Source organism: Pseudomonas sp. LAM2023, assembly GCF_016620375.1.
Classification (GTDB): Bacteria; Pseudomonadota; Gammaproteobacteria; order Pseudomonadales; family Pseudomonadaceae; genus Aquipseudomonas; species Aquipseudomonas anuradhapurensis.
The window spans coordinates 20,708-36,518 of the sequence record NZ_JAENHV010000017.1; the positions used below are offsets into that span (position 1 = coordinate 20,708).

The 15,811-nt window shown below is 59.4% G+C and carries 14 protein-coding genes and 1 pseudogene; 5 read left to right on the top strand and 10 right to left on the bottom strand.

Translation table 11 applies throughout. The features are described 5' to 3' along the window. Positions 1–58 precede the first annotated feature (58 nt). On the bottom strand, positions 59–2,686 hold the full coding sequence (gene ppc, locus JKP78_RS10065) for a phosphoenolpyruvate carboxylase (RefSeq protein WP_200626621.1): 2,628 nt from the start codon (positions 2,684–2,686) through the stop codon (positions 59–61). Between the two features lie 150 nt (positions 2,687–2,836). Between ppc and JKP78_RS10070 the strand changes: the two genes are divergently transcribed. Both JKP78_RS10070 and JKP78_RS10075 read left to right on the top strand, forming a co-directional pair. After that, positions 2,837–3,136, top strand: a complete 300-nt coding sequence (locus JKP78_RS10070) for a hypothetical protein (protein ID WP_200626622.1) — start codon at positions 2,837–2,839, stop codon at positions 3,134–3,136. A 96-nt stretch (positions 3,137–3,232) separates the two neighbouring features. Then, positions 3,233–3,559, top strand: a complete 327-nt coding sequence (locus tag JKP78_RS10075; protein WP_200626623.1) for a hypothetical protein — start codon at positions 3,233–3,235, stop codon at positions 3,557–3,559. A gap of 10 nt (positions 3,560–3,569) precedes the next feature. On the opposite strand, the gene JKP78_RS10080 is transcribed toward JKP78_RS10075, so the two are convergent. Both JKP78_RS10080 and JKP78_RS10085 read right to left on the bottom strand, forming a co-directional pair. Then, positions 3,570–5,336, bottom strand: a complete 1,767-nt coding sequence (locus JKP78_RS10080) for a hypothetical protein (protein WP_200626624.1) — start codon at positions 5,334–5,336, stop codon at positions 3,570–3,572. A gap of 17 nt (positions 5,337–5,353) precedes the next feature. Further along, on the bottom strand, positions 5,354–7,009 hold the full coding sequence (locus JKP78_RS10085; RefSeq protein ID WP_234454590.1) for a hypothetical protein: 1,656 nt from the start codon (positions 7,007–7,009) through the stop codon (positions 5,354–5,356). A gap of 180 nt (positions 7,010–7,189) precedes the next feature. Between JKP78_RS10085 and JKP78_RS25070 the strand changes: the two are divergent. The 3 genes and pseudogenes from JKP78_RS25070 to JKP78_RS10095 all read left to right on the top strand — a co-directional run. Then, positions 7,190–7,288: pseudogene (locus JKP78_RS25070) on the top strand (pilin assembly protein); the annotation flags it as partial. Between the two features lie 270 nt (positions 7,289–7,558). Further along, on the top strand, positions 7,559–7,972 hold the full coding sequence (locus JKP78_RS10090) for a DUF4398 domain-containing protein (protein WP_170028573.1): 414 nt from the start codon (positions 7,559–7,561) through the stop codon (positions 7,970–7,972). Between the two features lie 50 nt (positions 7,973–8,022). Then, positions 8,023–8,814 (top strand): OmpA family protein, encoded by a 792-nt coding sequence (locus tag JKP78_RS10095; RefSeq protein WP_170028571.1) that lies wholly within the window; start codon positions 8,023–8,025, stop codon positions 8,812–8,814. A gap of 178 nt (positions 8,815–8,992) precedes the next feature. Here JKP78_RS10095 and JKP78_RS10100 read toward each other — a convergent pair whose 3' ends face one another. The 7 genes from JKP78_RS10100 to prfB all read right to left on the bottom strand — a co-directional run bounded on the left by JKP78_RS10100 (position 8,993) and on the right by prfB (position 15,796). Then, positions 8,993–9,319, bottom strand: a complete 327-nt coding sequence (locus JKP78_RS10100; protein ID WP_170028569.1) for a hypothetical protein — start codon at positions 9,317–9,319, stop codon at positions 8,993–8,995. Further along, positions 9,316–10,239 (bottom strand): alpha/beta hydrolase, encoded by a 924-nt coding sequence (locus JKP78_RS10105; protein ID WP_186687190.1) that lies wholly within the window; start codon positions 10,237–10,239, stop codon positions 9,316–9,318. Before JKP78_RS10105 ends, JKP78_RS10100 begins: the two co-directional genes overlap by 4 nt. Continuing rightward, positions 10,211–11,488 carry a flavohemoglobin expression-modulating QEGLA motif protein gene (locus JKP78_RS10110; protein WP_170028565.1) on the bottom strand — a complete coding sequence of 426 codons (1,278 nt, stop codon included), beginning with the start codon at positions 11,486–11,488 and terminating at the stop codon, positions 10,211–10,213. Before JKP78_RS10110 ends, JKP78_RS10105 begins: the two co-directional genes overlap by 29 nt. Before the next feature lie 139 nt (positions 11,489–11,627). Then, positions 11,628–12,176, bottom strand: a complete 549-nt coding sequence (locus tag JKP78_RS10115; RefSeq protein ID WP_186687192.1) for a hypothetical protein — start codon at positions 12,174–12,176, stop codon at positions 11,628–11,630. A 29-nt stretch (positions 12,177–12,205) separates the two neighbouring features. Beyond that, positions 12,206–12,910 (bottom strand): TetR/AcrR family transcriptional regulator, encoded by a 705-nt coding sequence (locus tag JKP78_RS10120; RefSeq protein WP_170034060.1) that lies wholly within the window; start codon positions 12,908–12,910, stop codon positions 12,206–12,208. 194 nt (positions 12,911–13,104) lie between these two features. Beyond that, positions 13,105–14,607, bottom strand: a complete 1,503-nt coding sequence (lysS, locus tag JKP78_RS10125) for a lysine--tRNA ligase (protein WP_170028561.1) — start codon at positions 14,605–14,607, stop codon at positions 13,105–13,107. 93 nt (positions 14,608–14,700) lie between these two features. Continuing rightward, positions 14,701–15,796 (bottom strand): peptide chain release factor 2 gene (gene prfB / locus JKP78_RS10130; RefSeq protein WP_123084286.1). Its coding sequence is split into 2 segments (ribosomal slippage): positions 14,701–15,723 and positions 15,725–15,796, totalling 1,095 coding nucleotides; the frame shifts between segments, so codons are not numbered across the junction. Positions 15,797–15,811 lie beyond the last annotated feature (15 nt).

Below are 15,811 nucleotides of genomic sequence, written 5' to 3' on the forward strand. Positions count from 1 at the left end.
CTCCTCGTGCAGCTGCATGGCATGCCTGGCATGCCCCCGGGATACCCTGCGCCGGCCCTCAGCCGGTATTGCGCAGGCCCGCCGCGATGCCCGCCACCGTGACCAGCAAGGCCTGCTCCAACGGGCTGTCCAGAGCGGCTTCGCGGCTGCGCGAGCGGGCCAGCAACTCGGCCTGCAGGCGGTGCAGCGGGTCCAGGTAGGTGTTGCGCAGGCGGATGAATTCCAGCGTCTCGGGGCTGTGCGCCAGTAGCACCGGCTGCCCCGTCAGGCCGAGCACCACCTGGCACGACTGCGACAATAGGTCGCGCAGGTGCGCGCCCAACGGCAGCAAGTGCGGTTGCACTAGACGTTCGTCGTAGGCTTCGGCGATCTGCGCATCGGCCTTGGCCAGGACCATCTCGAGCATGTCGATGCGGGTGCGGAAGAACGGCCATTGCTCGCGCATCTGCGCCAGCAGTTCGCCCTGCCCGCGGGCCAGGGCGTTGCTCAGCGCCGTTTCCCAGCCCAGCCAGGCCGGCAGCATCAGGCGGGTCTGGGTCCAGCCGAAGATCCACGGGATCGCCCGCAGGCTTTCGATGCCACCAGCGCGACGCTTGGCCGGGCGGCTACCCAGCGGCAGGCGCCCGAGTTCCTGCTCCGGCGTCGCCTGACGGAAGTATTCGACGAAGTCGGGGTTGTCACGCACCACGCTGCGATAGGCCTTGACGCCATCGGCGGCCAGCTGGTCCATCACCTCGCGCCAGGCCGGCTGCGGCGGCGGTGGTGGCAACAAGGTGGCTTCGAGCACGGCGGCCAGGTACAGGTTGAGGTTCTGCTCGGCGATGCCCGGCAAACCGAACTTGAAGCGGATCATCTCGCCCTGCTCGGTGGTGCGGAAACGCCCCGCCACCGACCCCGGTGGCTGCGACAGGATGGCCGCATGGGCCGGGCCACCGCCGCGGCCAACCGTGCCGCCGCGGCCATGGAACAGCAACAGCTCGACCTGGTGCTCGGTACAGATGCGCACCAGCTCTTCCTGGGCCCGGTACTGCGCCCAGGCCGCGGCGGTGGTACCGGCGTCCTTGGCCGAGTCGGAATAGCCGATCATCACTTCCTGCGGCCCGCGCAACCCGGCGCGATAGCCCGGCAGGCCAAGCAGGCGCTGCATCACCGGGCCGGCGTTGTCGAGGTCGGCCAGGGTCTCGAACAACGGCACCACGCGCATGGGCCGGGTGAGGCCGGCCTCCTTGAGCAGCAGTTGTACTGCCAGCACATCCGAGGCGGCACCCGCCATCGAGATGACGTAGGAGCCCAGCGAGGCCGCCGGCGCAGCGGCGATTTCCCGGCAGGTGGCCAACACCTCGGCGGTATCCGCCTGGGGCCGGAAATGTGCCGGCAGCAGTGGCCGGCGGTTGTTCAGCTCGGCCTGGAGAAACCCGATGCGCTGCTCTTCATCCCAGTCGGCATAGCGGCCCAGGCCCAGGTAGTCGGTTATTTCGCTCAGCGCATCACGGTGGCGGGCGGCGTCCTGGCGCACGTCCAGGCGGCCGAGGAACAGGCCGAAGGTAACCGCGCGGCGCAGGCAGTCGAGCAGCGGGCCTTCGGCAATCACGCCCATGCCGCATTCGTGCAGGGACTGGTAGCACAGCTCCAGCGGTGCGATCAGCTCGCGGTTGTCCACCAGCACGTCGGCACCGGCCGGCTGGCTGCCGGCCAATGCCGCATGCGCCCAGGCCCGGGTTGCCCGCAGGCGCTCGCGCAGTTGCTTGAGCACGGCCCGGTAGGGTTCGGCGCTGTCGCCGACCCGCTCGCGCAGCGCCGCATTGGCCTGCTGCATGGACAACTCCGAGGCCAGTGCATCGATGTCGCGCAGGAACAGGTCGGCAGCCATCCAGCGCGCCAGCAACAGCACTTCGCGGGTGACCGCTGCGGTCACGTTGGGGTTGCCATCGCGGTCGCCGCCCATCCACGAGGCGAAGCGGATCGGCGCGGCTTCCAGCGGCAGGCGCAGGCCGGTGGCCTCCAGCAGGGCCTTGTCGACCTTGCGCAAGTGGCTGGGGATGGCGTGCCACAGCGAGTGCTCGATCACCGCGAAGCCCCACTTGGCCTCGTCCACCGGTGTCGGCCGGGTGCGGCGGATTTCCTCGGTGTGCCAGGCTTCGGCGATCAGCCGGCGCAGGCGCTCGCGCACCTGCTGGCGTTCGCCTGCGGTCAGGTCGCGGTGGTCTTGGGCGGCCAATTGGCCGGCAATGGCGTCGTACTTCTGGATCAGGGTGCGGCGCGCCACTTCGGTGGGGTGCGCGGTGAGCACCAGCTGAATATCAAGCTTGGCCAACTGCCGGGCCAGGGCATCGTCACTGTGGCCCGCCTGTTTCAGGCGCGCCAGCAACTCCGGCAGCACCCGGGCTTCGAACGGCTCGGGTTGATCGGTATCACGGCGGCGGATCAGCTGGTACTGCTCGGCCATGTTGGCCAGGTTGAGAAACTGGTTGAAGGCCCTGGCCACCGGCAACAGGTCTTCTTCGGCCAGGTCGGCCAGGGTCGAACTCAGTTGTTCGGCAGCACCGCGGCGGTCAGCCTTGGCACTGTGGCGGATGTCCTCGATCTTCTGCAGGAACGCCTCGCCATGCTGCTGGCGAATGGTTTCGCCAAGCAGCTCACCCAGCATATGGACATCTTCTCGCAAACGCACATCGATATCGGTCATTGGCCTTTCTCCGCCGCAGCTGTGGGCACCTCTGCCGAAGAGTGCCCACAGCCGGGCGGCAATGGCAAGCCGTGGTCGGGCAAAGCAAACTAAAGTGAAAGCACAGCACTCCCATGCCATGCACACCAGCAGGCGTAAACAGAGGCCATCATGAAAATCCGTGAACTTGCCCAGCACTGGGAACAGAATGCCGCCGGCCCCCTCAGCCGCACCGGCCATGTCCTGCACCTGGACCTGGAATCCGAAGCGCGCCTGGCCGCGCTGATCGACATGTACCCCAAGCGCACCGCAGAGGAACTGCTCGGTGAACTGGTCGCTGCCGCCCTCGAAGAGCTGGAAGCCAGCTTCCCCTACGTGCAAGGCCGCCAGGTCATCGCCACCGACGAAGAAGGCGACCCGTTGTACGAGGAAAGCGAGCACACAATAGGAAAAATACGAAAACCGGCTTAGGCCACGTACCCCTTGGGTTTGCTGGGGGCCGGCCCGAACCGTAAGCCGCTCTGTCGATCTGACTTTGGAATCACTGCATATATAGAGAGGTAAGCCATGGACACCTTCAAAAAGATGCTCGAACGGTGGGAAAGCAAATCTCAGGAGGCTGCTGATCGGGTGGAATACACCCTGACCCTCAGAAAGCACGACCTTGTCAAAATCAAGGCTTTCGCTCAGGCGTATGGACTCGATGAGGCCACCATCACAGAAAGCCTTTTGCAATCTGCTATACAGGAAGCAGAGCAAGCTATTCCCTACGAGAAAGGCTCTCAAGTCATCAGAATCGAGGAAGGTGAAGAGGTTTATGCAGATGCTGGCAAGACACCTGCATTCGTGGAAGCTGAACAAAGCCTCTCAAAAAAACTTCGAGAACAACCCTAACCACTAAATATCAATCATCAGCGTTTCGAGAACTCATTTCCGCCTCGATTTGAGAATACAGCTTTTCGTATCCTTTGAATTTACTCATCCTTGCTTTATTCAACAGAGACAATTCCGACAACTTAATTAAACAACGATAGGTCTTCACAAAAATCTCATTAAATGAGTCTTGAATAACATCATCAGGTGAGCTTACCTGACCACATTTGAGACACATCCTTACGTAATTAGTCAAATTATAGTCGTCAAGATTACTAAAGTAATCATAGAATTCGGCTTCAGTTTTTTTGGCAACGCTATTTCTAACATCGGTACTGTTGAAGCTAGTGACGCTATAAGCGTGCTCAATCAAATCTGCCAAACTGCGTTCCACAACCAGACCATCAAAATATTCATCCAGTTTTTTCTGAATGTAGACATTCTCAGGCCAGCGGAAAATATCGCTCTTCTCACGAACATCATCAGAGAACGCGACACCCTCAAAGTATTTGTCAACTATTTCCTTAAGCCTATCATGCCGCCCTACATCAAAATACACTGACGCAACCGAATCCAAATCGTTGATTGAGAACTTTAAAAGAGCCTTATCAATCGCCGATTCAAAAGCAGCAAAAACTTCACCTTCATTATCAAAAAATGAAGAATGGAAAACATCCCAAGCTTTCTTCAACAAAGAAATTTCTAAATCGTGCTTTATTTTAGCTTCCAAAGCCGAGATAACGCTACGTAAAGATTCTTCATCAACGTAACCTTTTGCCACCAAGTCAATCACAGCAACATCAAATTCATCACACCGAGTAAACCCATACTCTTCGAGATACTTGTTTTTCTCCTCAATAGACTTCCGCTTCTCCACCTCACTTTCATCCACCTCGTCTCCGGGCAGAGAAGCACCAACATAACCACCCTCATAAGCCAATATAAAATCAATATCAACCTTAGTAGAGCCACCACCGTATTTTGCCAAAATAGCCAGCGGCAAAACATGTAGAGCCTGCTCAACAACTTGAGCATTAACACCTTTCAAGGTTGGCTTGAGCAGCCCAACAAAGTAATCAATCTTCTTGAGCAACCTAATATTATTGATTTTTAGCTTCGCAGAATTCTTGGCAATCACCTCATGCAATTCATCATCAAAATCGAAAACCAAATCAACCGCTTCGTCAACACTTGGATTGAATGTCACTTCATAGTCAAAGACTTTCTCATGATATGAGAAAAAATCATCGCCAGATTTTAGCGTTCCATCGTTTAGCAGCATCACAACGCGGCAGTTTTTGCTTTCTGTCAACAGGGAGATTAGACCTAGTACTTCTCTATCGTGTAGCCCAGAACCTTTCCGCTCGAAATCATCAAGACAGACCAGCGTATCAGTAACGCGGAGGAACTGAAGACTCTCAACGATTGGGCCAATTCCTTTAACGCCCATCGCTGATGCATCATTGAACAGCGATGAACCTTTACGCATCCACCCCGCAAATCGACCTGAAATGTCTTTAAGATTCTCTTCAAATGAGCTTTCATCAGAAGCGATATGGGCACGTTCCCGATAAACCTTGTTCTCGTAGATCGACCTTTTCAAGTCTTTCAGGCTGTTCAGCCCAAAGAGAGAAACATAAGAATAATTACGTTTACGGAACGAATCCCGGCTTTCAAGCACGACTTGTTTCCAAAGGTGGGTCTTACCCGTTCCCCAATCCCCTTTCAGAACAATTGCCCTATCCTTTTCGCCTTTAACAAAATCTACAAGGGCTGTTTTGACCTTTTTAACCGACATTAAATCACTCCTTGACCTTATTCATCAAATACTAACCCATCATCGCAAAGCAGCGGATTCTCATCGGCAGCAACTGAAATGACCGATTCACTGGAATGATTCGCTCTACCAATACACCACAGAGATTGAAAGTCATCCTCTTTAATGCTTGAGAAGAAAACCAAATCAAAACATGATACTTTTTTCGACATTTTAGGCAATCTAATAGTATTACCAAAGAAATCTATTGTTGGTGATTTGGCTATGATAACTTCAGGCTCGTCTTCGGAGCAAAACGTTCTGATACCCTTACTTTCTCTAGCATCAACACGAGCAGTAAATATATTTTCGCCATAATCAAGCTTTCGAATAACATCACCTTTGAAAAGCTGTGCATATAGCTCAATGTATCGCTCATCCTGCAATGTTAAATCTAAGGTCTTCAATCTGAGCTGACTTGAAATTTTCGAAGCAATAGCTTTGGAGCACTCAGCAACCTCTACAATTTTTTTCAGTCGAGCGAACAATTCAGTAAAATCACTATACACCCCATCCCATAGACGCATAGGATTTCCATTCAGCACTATCTCAATAGAGACTTTAGAACTCGGATACCTCATAACGAAATCATAAGCTTTTTTAATCCTATGATAATGTCTGAGATTGTTGATTGGCTGCCCCAGCCAACCAGCCACATCGAATGTATAGGTTGCGTTTACCTTGTAGCGATTATGAATCAAGTAACGATAGGTAAAAAAACCGTCTAATGCAGAACCCTCAATATCGAATTTTTTTGACCCTTTCCCCATGAATGAGTCAGTACTAGCAAGCTCAAATTCCGCTTCATCACTGACAAAATAGATACATGTATCAAGTCGGCGTTTACTGGGGATGAGCGTCAGCGTCCCCCCGGCAATCCTTTCATTTAGGTGTTCAAATAGTTTAGATCCTACGAATTTGAAATCCTTCGTAGGTATGTGAATAGGCTCACCCACCTCAGTCATATTTTTCCATGCTCGATCAGCAGAAGCATTGGCCTCATCATCGTTAAAAACTAGCTGGATTTCTGGTGCAGGATCAGTGATCGGTATCAGCTCATGAACGACAGAACCGCTTGTAGCAGTGACTACAACCTTAAAGTTTGGATCGATACTATTTATTGATTGCTCATAGCCATCAACGACCGCCGAGACATCGAAATTTGCCGGACTACCTGCCTTAGTAATCAGGGAGATGGTTGTTTCAAGAATCCCCGCACGAATTTTGTTTTCAGCCTCAAACGGTGCCATCGGAATTACGCCAACCAAAGACGAAACGTAGGCTTGATGAGCAGCCTTCATTTCTCTTAAACGATCAGCCGTATGGAAGGTTTCTTCGTTATCGATCAGCTTGGAGCACGAATAACACATCCAGATGCCGTTATCGAAGTGTTTTCTTTCGGCTTTGGTTTGGTTTGGGTCAAACCGTTTAGCCCCCGGTCCAGAAGCAGCGGCACAAATATGTGCAGCGACTCCAATGCTGTTTTTCCTGTCACCAGCATGAGTTGAGCCGACCGTGAAGACACGGCAACGCGAACACAGGTTTGCAGCTCTTACCAGTAGCTCGATTTTGGTGGTTTCGGAAAAGTCATCACGGGTGCCAACGCTCGGCCCTTCTCCCACGACCTCAACCGCCTTGCTCTTCCTTGGTGCCATCGCTCGTAGCTCGCCATCATTCAGGGGGAATCCTATACAGGCGTTTTAACATCGAACGCTCAGGCACACCACGAAACGGTGCTGAGCTTGTCACCCTGATGAGACCACTGCCCTCCACAGACTTGGTCTAAGCTGGTCTTTGCTGGCTTACATCGACCGCAAAAATTTTCCTTTGTAGTCCCGCTTTCCGAAGACATCGGCCCTACCCCGCGTTTCCTTTCGCTGTCACGGCAGCATCTGCACATCCTGAGCAACCCTGCGGACGACAGTGAAAAATAACCCCTGCAGCCTGTTCCGGGCCTGCTCAGGCCCGGGATACTGCGGCCGCAACAGAAAGTTCCGGTCACACCCGCGCTGACCGATCAGTCAGAAATAGTTGCCTGAAACGGCACTTTTTTCTGAACTATCCGAAAAACGACTCAGTCACAGCCAATAGCCATCACGCTAAAACCCTGCACACCGGCGTTGTGCACCGTTGAGCTGAAGCGCGCGGAGGTCAGGGAATAGCGATGGACTGCTACGGACAACGTCGTAAACAGGAGTGATCCAATGGAACTGACCATCAACAAATCCCGCATTAGCAAACCGTCATCCACGCAGGTGCGCGGGTTCAGGCTGGCCGCGCTGGCCCTGGGCAGTAGCCTGGTCCTGGCCGGCTGTGCAGGCAACCCGCCGACCGAGCAGTATGCGGTGACCCAGTCTGCCGTGAACGCTGCCGTCAGCGCTGGCGGCACCGAGTTCGCCGCCGTGGAAATGAAGGCGGCCCAGGACAAGTTCAAGCAGGCCGAAATCGCCATGCACGACAAGAAGTACGACGAAGCCAAGCGCCTGGCCGAGCAGGCCGAGTGGGACGCCCGCCTCGCCGAACGCAAGGCACAGGCGGCCAAGGCCCAGAAGGCCGTGCAGGATGCCCGCCAGGGCGTTCAGGACGTACGTGAGGAAGGCCTGCGCAGCGCTCAGTGAGCCCTGCCCCGCCAACCTCTGCCTTCGCACACGATCAAAGGATGAACACTATGCGCAACCACGTCATGATTCCCGCCCTGCTGGCCCTGAGCGTCGGCCTCGCTGCCTGCTCGCACGACCCGAATGCCAACCTGGAAGCGGCCCGCAGCAACTTCTCCGCGCTGCAGAGCGACCCACAGTCGAGCAAGGTCGCGGCGCTGGAAACCAAGGACGCCCAGGATTGGCTGAACAAGGCCGACAAGGCCTACATGGAGCGTGAAGACGAGCAGAAGGTCGACCAGCTGGCCTACCTGACCAACCAGCGCGTCGAAGTGGCCAAGCAGACCATCGCCCTGCGTACTGCCGAAGGTGAGCTGAAGAACGCCTCGGCGCAGCGTGCCCAGGCCAAGCTGGATGCCCGCGATGCGCAGATCGCCAAGCTGCAGGAAAGCCTCAACGCCAAGCAGACCGATCGCGGCACCCTGGTCACCTTCGGCGACGTGCTGTTCGACTTCAACAAGGCCGAACTCAAGAGCAATGCCTACCCGAACATCACCAAGCTGGCGCAGTTCCTCCAGGAAAACCCGGAGCGCAAGGTGATTGTCGAGGGGTACACCGACAGCGTTGGCTCGGCCAGCTATAACCAGAGCCTGTCCGAACGCCGCGCCAACAGCGTGCGCATGGCGCTGGTGCGTGCCGGCGTCGACCCGGCACGCATCGTTTCCCAGGGTTATGGCAAGGAGTACCCGGTAGCGGACAACTCGAGCAACTCGGGGCGTGCGCAGAACCGTCGGGTGGAGGTGACCATCTCCAACGACAACCAGCCGGTGGCCCCGCGTTCGGTGAGCCAGGTACAGCAGTAAGGCTGGCTAGCTGGACTGACAAGCCCCGCGATCGAAGCGGGGCTTTCTTTTGCCTGAACTGGCCTGTTCGCGGGCACGCCCGCTCCCACAGGTACGGCGCCAGTTCCGAGCTTTGCGCGATCCCTGTGGGAGCGGGCGTGCCCGCGAAGAGGCCAGCACAGGCAATGAAGATCGAGGATCACTGCACCTGCTGCGGGGTTTCTTCGCCCATGCAACGCACCGCGCGCTTGCGGTTGTCGACCAGCACGCCGGTCAGGCCCTTCTGCTGGGTGTCAAACAGCACCAGCACCCCGTCCACGCACTGCGCCACCTGCGCTGCCGGGTCCAGCGAAACCTTGTAGTCCTCGCCGGGGACGGTCTTGAGCATGGTGAAGTCCTGCAGCAACAGGGCATCTTCGGGCTTGGCGAAATGCAGGTAACCGTAATACCACAAGGCCCCCACCGTCACGATGATGCTGCCGATGCCGGTCAGGATCAGCGGGATGGCGTTGCGTTCTTCACTCATTGCTTGTTTTTCTCGTCAGGGTAGTTGGGCACTTCGGCCAGCCGCCGCAGGCCGTTGAAATGGGCAGGGTCGTCGAGGAAACGCAGCATCACCTGGCGCCAAGTCGGGTCGGCGAAGGTCTGCACGTGGCCGCCGCGGGTCAGCTGCAGCACCCGTGGCGGTGGCGCGTGCTGGTACAGGCGAATGCCGTTGTCCAGCGGCACCAGGGTGTCGTCGATACTGTGGAAGAACAGCTTGGGCGGGCTGCTCAGCTGCTCGATCGAGTGGATCGCGCTGTCGCCATCCGGCACCAGCCACGACAGCGGCACCTGCAACGGCCAGGTCATCCAGGAAGTGCCAAGGGCAAAGCGCCCCACCGCGCGATAGCTGGCCGGCACCCCGTCGAACACCAGGGCGCTGAAGCGCTGACGCTGCTCGGGGTGCGCCGCCAGGTAGTGGATGGCCATCGCCCCGCCAAGGCTCTGCCCCAGCAGCACCAGCGGCTTGCCCTTGGCCTCAGGCGCCTGGTCCAGCCAGGCCATGGCCGCCGCAATGTCCTGGTACACCTCAGGCAGGCTCGGCTCGCCCTGGGACAGGCCATAGCCGCGATAGTCGATCATCAGCACCTGGTAGCCCTGCTCCGGCAGCCAGTAGCTGCCGCCCAGGTGCCCCGGCAGGTTGCCACCGTTGCCATGCAGGTGCAGCACCGTGCCCTTGACCGCGACCCCGGCCTTGGCCGGCAACCACCAACCGTGCAAGCGGATACCGTCGGCCGTGGTCAGGGTGACATCGCGGTACTCGAGCCTGGCCCGCTCCGGCGTGAACGGCTGGCCAGGCTCGGGATAGAACAGCAAGCTGCTGCACCCGGCCACGGCCAGTGCGGCCAAGCCCAGGGCCAGCAGGCGGCAGCGCTCAGAGAATGTTCGCGTAGTCGGCTTCAATACGGTCCAGGCTCAGGTGGTTGAGGAAGTTGGAGAAACACATCCAGGCTGACAGCGCGTTGAGGTCACGGAACTGTTCAGGCAGGTACTTGGGCGGCTCGACCAGGCCCTCCTCGACCAGTTGGCGCAGGGTGCGCATGTCTTCCAGGGTGGTCTTGCCGCAGAACAACAGCGGGATCTGTTCGAGCTTGCCCTTCTTCACGGCCAACTGAATGTAGTTGTAAACCATGATGAAGCCCTTGAGGTAGGACAAGTCCTTGGTGAATGGCAGGCCGTTGGGCACCGAGCCACGGAATACCCGGCTGGCGTTGCTGTAGCTTTGCGCCATTTCGAAGCCCTGCTCGCGGAAGAAGCCGTACACCTGCATGAAATCGGCGCCCTCCTCGACCATGTGGATGGCGCGGGTGCGGTTGGTGAGCTTGCGCAGGCGGCTGGGGTACGAAGCGAAGGCGATCACTTCCATGAGGATGGCCAGGCCTTCCTGGGTCACCGTCGACGAGGGTGGGCCCTTGGCCAGGAAGGTGCAGATCGGCTGGTTCAGGCCATTGAGCGTGGTGCCCACGTGCACCAGCCCTTCGTGCACCTCCAGGGCGCGTACGTCACGGGCGTTGAACATGGCGTCGGCGCGCACCTTGATGTAGTCCGCCCCGGCCGCGGCGTCCGCGACGATACCGTCGGACTCGAACACGCGGATGGTTTCCTCCGCTTCGCCGAACACTGTGTTCAGCCGGCGCTGGAGAATGGCCACGGCCTCCTTGGCAGTGAGGTTCTTCGGTTCGTCCTTGAGGTCGCCACGGCCATCGATGTTGTTCAGGTAGTCCGACAGCATCAGGCCCAGGTCGGCCAGGGTCGGATCACCGGCGTGGAAGGCATCCGAGGCCGCGCCGTACAGCTCCTGGGAAATCAGGCCGAAGTCCTCGGTGCCGCGCGCCTCGAGCATGCGGATCACCATGCGGTATTCACGGCACATGCGCTTCATGATCTGCCCGACCGGGTTGAACTGGCCAAGCTGGCGGATGATGTCGCGCTCGATGCCCTGGAACTCGGCCTTGACCGCACTGGAATCGAACGACAGCGGGCGCGACTGGTAGTAGGCATGGTCGACCGCCGGCGGCTCCTTGCCCTTGGCCTTGAGGAAGCCCTGGCGAATGTTGTCGTCCCACTTCACCGCGTCCAGGACCCGGATCGGGGTCTGCGCCGCGACGATGCGGTCGGACAGGGCACGGATGGTTTGCTGGTATTCGTCCACCGGGGACTCCTTTCTAGTACAAGAAACCTGTGCCGGCCTCTTCGCGGGCTTGCCCGCTCCCACGGGAACGGCGCCACAGTCGAGAGCGGCGCTGTACCTGTGGGAGCGGGCAAGCCCGCGAAGAGGCCGGCACAGGTAATTACTTGCCCGAGCGCTGGAACCGCGCCACTTCGACGAACAGGTCGGAGTTGGCCGGGTCGTCCAGGTAGGCCAGCACCCGCGCCGCCGGGCTGTCGATCAGCACGCCGTCACCGTTGTCTTCCGGCACTTCGGTACTGCGTCCGATCAGCTCCTTGTTGTCCACCGCCTGCTGCACCTGCTCGACATCCAGGTTGTAGATCACCAGTTCCTTGCCATCGACGATATCGAAACCGCCGATCAGGAAGTTGCCACCCAGGCGCTTGGGCACGCCAGCCGACAGGTACCAGCGGTTGCCGTGGCGCGACACGGTGAACACGTATTCCTCGGGGGCCTTGCCCTTGGCCGTGGCCACCGCCTTGTAGGCATCGCCGCTACTGCGGCTGATCACCAGCTTCAGCGGCTCGCCCCAGGCATCCTTGCTGCTCCACTTGCCCAGCAGCGCCTTGGGCGCCGCCTGGTTGCTGGGCAACGGCTCGTGGAAGGTCACCAGACAACCGCCCAGCAGCAGGAATGACAGAGTCAACAGCACCACACGCCAGGCTTTCATCCGGTTCTCCTTGAAAAGTCAGTCTCGGCTCACGCCGATGCCAGCACCAGCTGCAGGTATCGGGTAAGCATAGCGAGCATCTGCCCATCGGCTTGCGCGTTCGCGTCCTTGAGCAGGCCCTGATATTCCATCTGCTCGATAATCGCCGTCAACATTTGGGCGTCCTGTTCCGGTTGCCGAGAGCCGACCACTTGCAGCAATTGCCGGGTGCCATGCAACAGGATCTGGTCGTGGGCGCACACCAGTTCGGCCAGTCGCGGGCACAGCAGCGCCTCCTGGCGGAAGGCCTGCTCGGCGATCAGGTAGTCGCGGCGATTCAACAGCTGGCGTTGCACGTAGTCGGCGGTCATGCGCGCCACTTCGTCGGCCAGCCGTGCCCGCGCCTGCGGGCTGCCGTCGCCCTGGGCGAGCAACTGGCGCAACACGACCTCGGTGTTGGCCCACAGCTTGGCCATGTAGGCGGCGCTGCGCTCGACGTATTGGGCGAAGGTATCGGTGAGCAGGTCCTCGATATCCTTGAAGTAATAGGTGGTGGCCGACAATGGCACGCCAGCCTCGGCGGCCACCGCGCGGTGGCGCACCCCGCGCACGCCATCGCGCACGACGATGCGCATGGCGGCGTCGAGGATCAGCTGGCGGCGCTGTTCGCTGCCTTGGCGGGCAGTCTTGCGGCCCTGGTATTGCACGCTTTCGGCGACGGCGGTGGCGATGCCGGCGGCGCCCTGGTGAGGCATTGCGGGTGTCACGGGGGTACCTCATGGACAGTGTTTCGTCTGTGCCGGCCTCTTCGCGGGCGCGCCCGCTCCCACAGGGGCCCCACAACAGTCAGGAGCTGTGGGAGCGGGCGCGCCCGCGAAGAGGCCGGTACAGACAACATAAAGCTTCAGGCAAGAAAAAGCCGCCTCGAAAGGCGGCTGATTCAAACGGCTCAGGCTTGCGGACGCATGTGCGGGAACAGGATCACGTCGCGGATCGATGGCGAGTTGGTCAGCAACATCACCAGGCGGTCGATACCAATGCCTTCACCTGCGGTCGGCGGCATGCCGTATTCCAGGGCACGTACGAAATCGGCGTCGTAGTGCATGGCTTCGTCGTCACCGGCGTCCTTCTCGGCCACCTGGGCCAGGAAGCGCTCGGCCTGGTCTTCGGCATCGTTCAGCTCGGAATAGGCGTTGGCGATCTCGCGGCCACCGATGAACAGCTCGAAACGGTCGGTGACCGCCGGGTTGTCGTCGTTGCGACGGGCCAGCGGCGACACTTCGAACGGGTACTCGGTGATGAAGTGCGGCTGCTCCAGCTTGTGCTCGACCAGTTCTTCGAAAATCATCACCTGCAGCTTGCCCAGGCCTTCGTGGCCCAGCACCTTGGCGCCCGCCTTCTTGGCGATCTCGCGGGCACGGTCGACGTCCTGCAGGTCGGCAGCGGTCAGTTCCGGGTTGTACTTGAGGATGGAGTCGAACACCGACAGGCGGGCGAACGGCTCGCCGAAGTGGAACACCTTGTCGCCGTACGGCACGTCGGTGCTGCCCAGTACCAGCTGGGCCAGTTCGCGGAACAGTTCCTCGGTGAGGTCCATGTTGTCGCGGTAGTCGGCGTAGGCCTGGTAGAACTCGAGCATGGTGAACTCAGGGTTGTGCCGGGTCGAAACGCCTTCGTTACGGAAGTTGCGGTTGATCTCGAAGACTTTTTCGAAGCCACCAACCACCAGTCGCTTGAGGTACAGCTCCGGCGCGATACGCAGGAACATGGCCATGTCCAGGGCGTTGTGGTGGGTTTCGAACGGCTTGGCCGCGGCACCGCCAGGGATGGTCTGCAGCATCGGCGTCTCGACTTCGAGGAAGTCGCGCTCGATGAGGAACTTGCGGATGTGCGAGATCACCTGCGAACGCACACGGAAGGTGTGGCGGGTTTCTTCGTTGACCATCAGGTCGACGTAACGCTGGCGGTAGCGCTGCTCGGTGTCGGTCAGGCCGTGGTGCTTGTCGGGCAGCGGGCGCAGCGACTTGGTCAGCAGGCGCACGTTGGTCATTTCGACGTACAGGTCGCCCTTGCCGGAACGGGCCAGGGTGCCTTCGGCGCTGATGATGTCGCCCAGGTCCCAGGTCTTGACCGCGGCCAGGGTTTCTTCGGGCAGGGTCTTGCGGTTGACATAGACCTGGATGCGCCCGGTCATGTCCTGGATAACCATGAACGAGCCACGGTTGAGCATGATGCGACCAGCGACCTTGACCGGAATCGCTGCAGCTTCCAGTTCTTCCTTGGTCTTGTCCGCGTACTGTTTCTGCAGGTCGTTGCAGTAGCTGTCGCGACGGAAGTCATTGGGGAAGGCATTGCCCTTGGCGCGCTCGGCGGCAAGCTTTTCCTTGCGCAGGGCGATCAGGGCGTTTTCTTCCTGTTGCAGGTCTTGCACGTCGGTCTTGAGGTCGCTCATTTCGTCATTCTTTCCATCAGGTGTTCGGTGCCCCTGTCGGGCAGGGCACGCGGTACAGGCCCCAGGCCGGGTACCGCGGCAGTTGTGTGCGGTTTACAGCCCCTGCTTGAGGCTCGCTTCCAGGTACTGGTCGAGGTCGCCGTCCAGGACCTTCTGACAGTCGCTGCGCTCGACACCGGTGCGCAGGTCCTTGATACGCGAGTCGTCCAGCACGTAGGAGCGGATCTGGTGGCCCCAGCCGATGTCCGACTTGCTGTCTTCCAGCGCCTGCGAGGCGGCGTTGCGCTTTTGCATTTCCAGCTCGTACAGCTTGGCCCGCAGCATTTTCATGGCGGTGTCCTTGTTGGCGTGCTGGGAGCGTTCGTTCTGGCACGCCACCACGGTGTTGGTCGGCACGTGGGTGATACGTACCGCCGAGTCGGTGGTGTTCACGTGCTGGCCACCGGCACCGGAGGAGCGATAGGTGTCGATGCGCAGGTCGGCCGGGTTGATCTCGATCTCGACCTTGTCGTCGATCTCGGGCGACACGAATACCGCCGAGAACGAGGTGTGGCGACGGGCACCGGAGTCGAACGGGCTCTTGCGCACCAGGCGGTGCACACCGATTTCGGTACGCAGCCAGCCGAAGGCGTACTCGCCCTTGACGTGCACGGTGGCGCCCTTGATCCCGGCGACTTCACCTTCGGAAAGCTCGATGATGGTGGCGTCGAAACCACGCTTGTCGGCCCAGCGCAGGTACATGCGCAGCAGGATGTTGGCCCAGTCCTGCGCCTCGGTACCACCGGAGCCGGCCTGGATGTCCAGGTAGGCGTTGTTCATGTCCATCTCGCCGCTGAACATGCGACGGAACTCAAGCTGGGCCAGTTTTTCTTCCAGGCCTTCCAGCTCGGTCACGACGTCGCCGACGGCGCCTTCGTCATTTTCCTCGACGGCCATGTCGAGCAGGTCCTGGCAGTCGGCCAGGCCGCCGGACAGCTTGTCCAGGGTCTCGACGACCTGGGCCAGCATGGCCCGTTCGCGGCCCAGGGCCTGGGCGTACTCGGGCTTGTTCCAGACGTTGGGGTCTTCCAGCTCGCGGTTGACTTCGATCAGGCGGTCATGCTTGTGATCGTAGTCAAAGATACCCCCGAATGGACTGGGAACGCTCGGTAAGGTCCTTGATGGTGTTCAGGATCGGTTGGATTTCCATGGGCGGGCGGCTCTC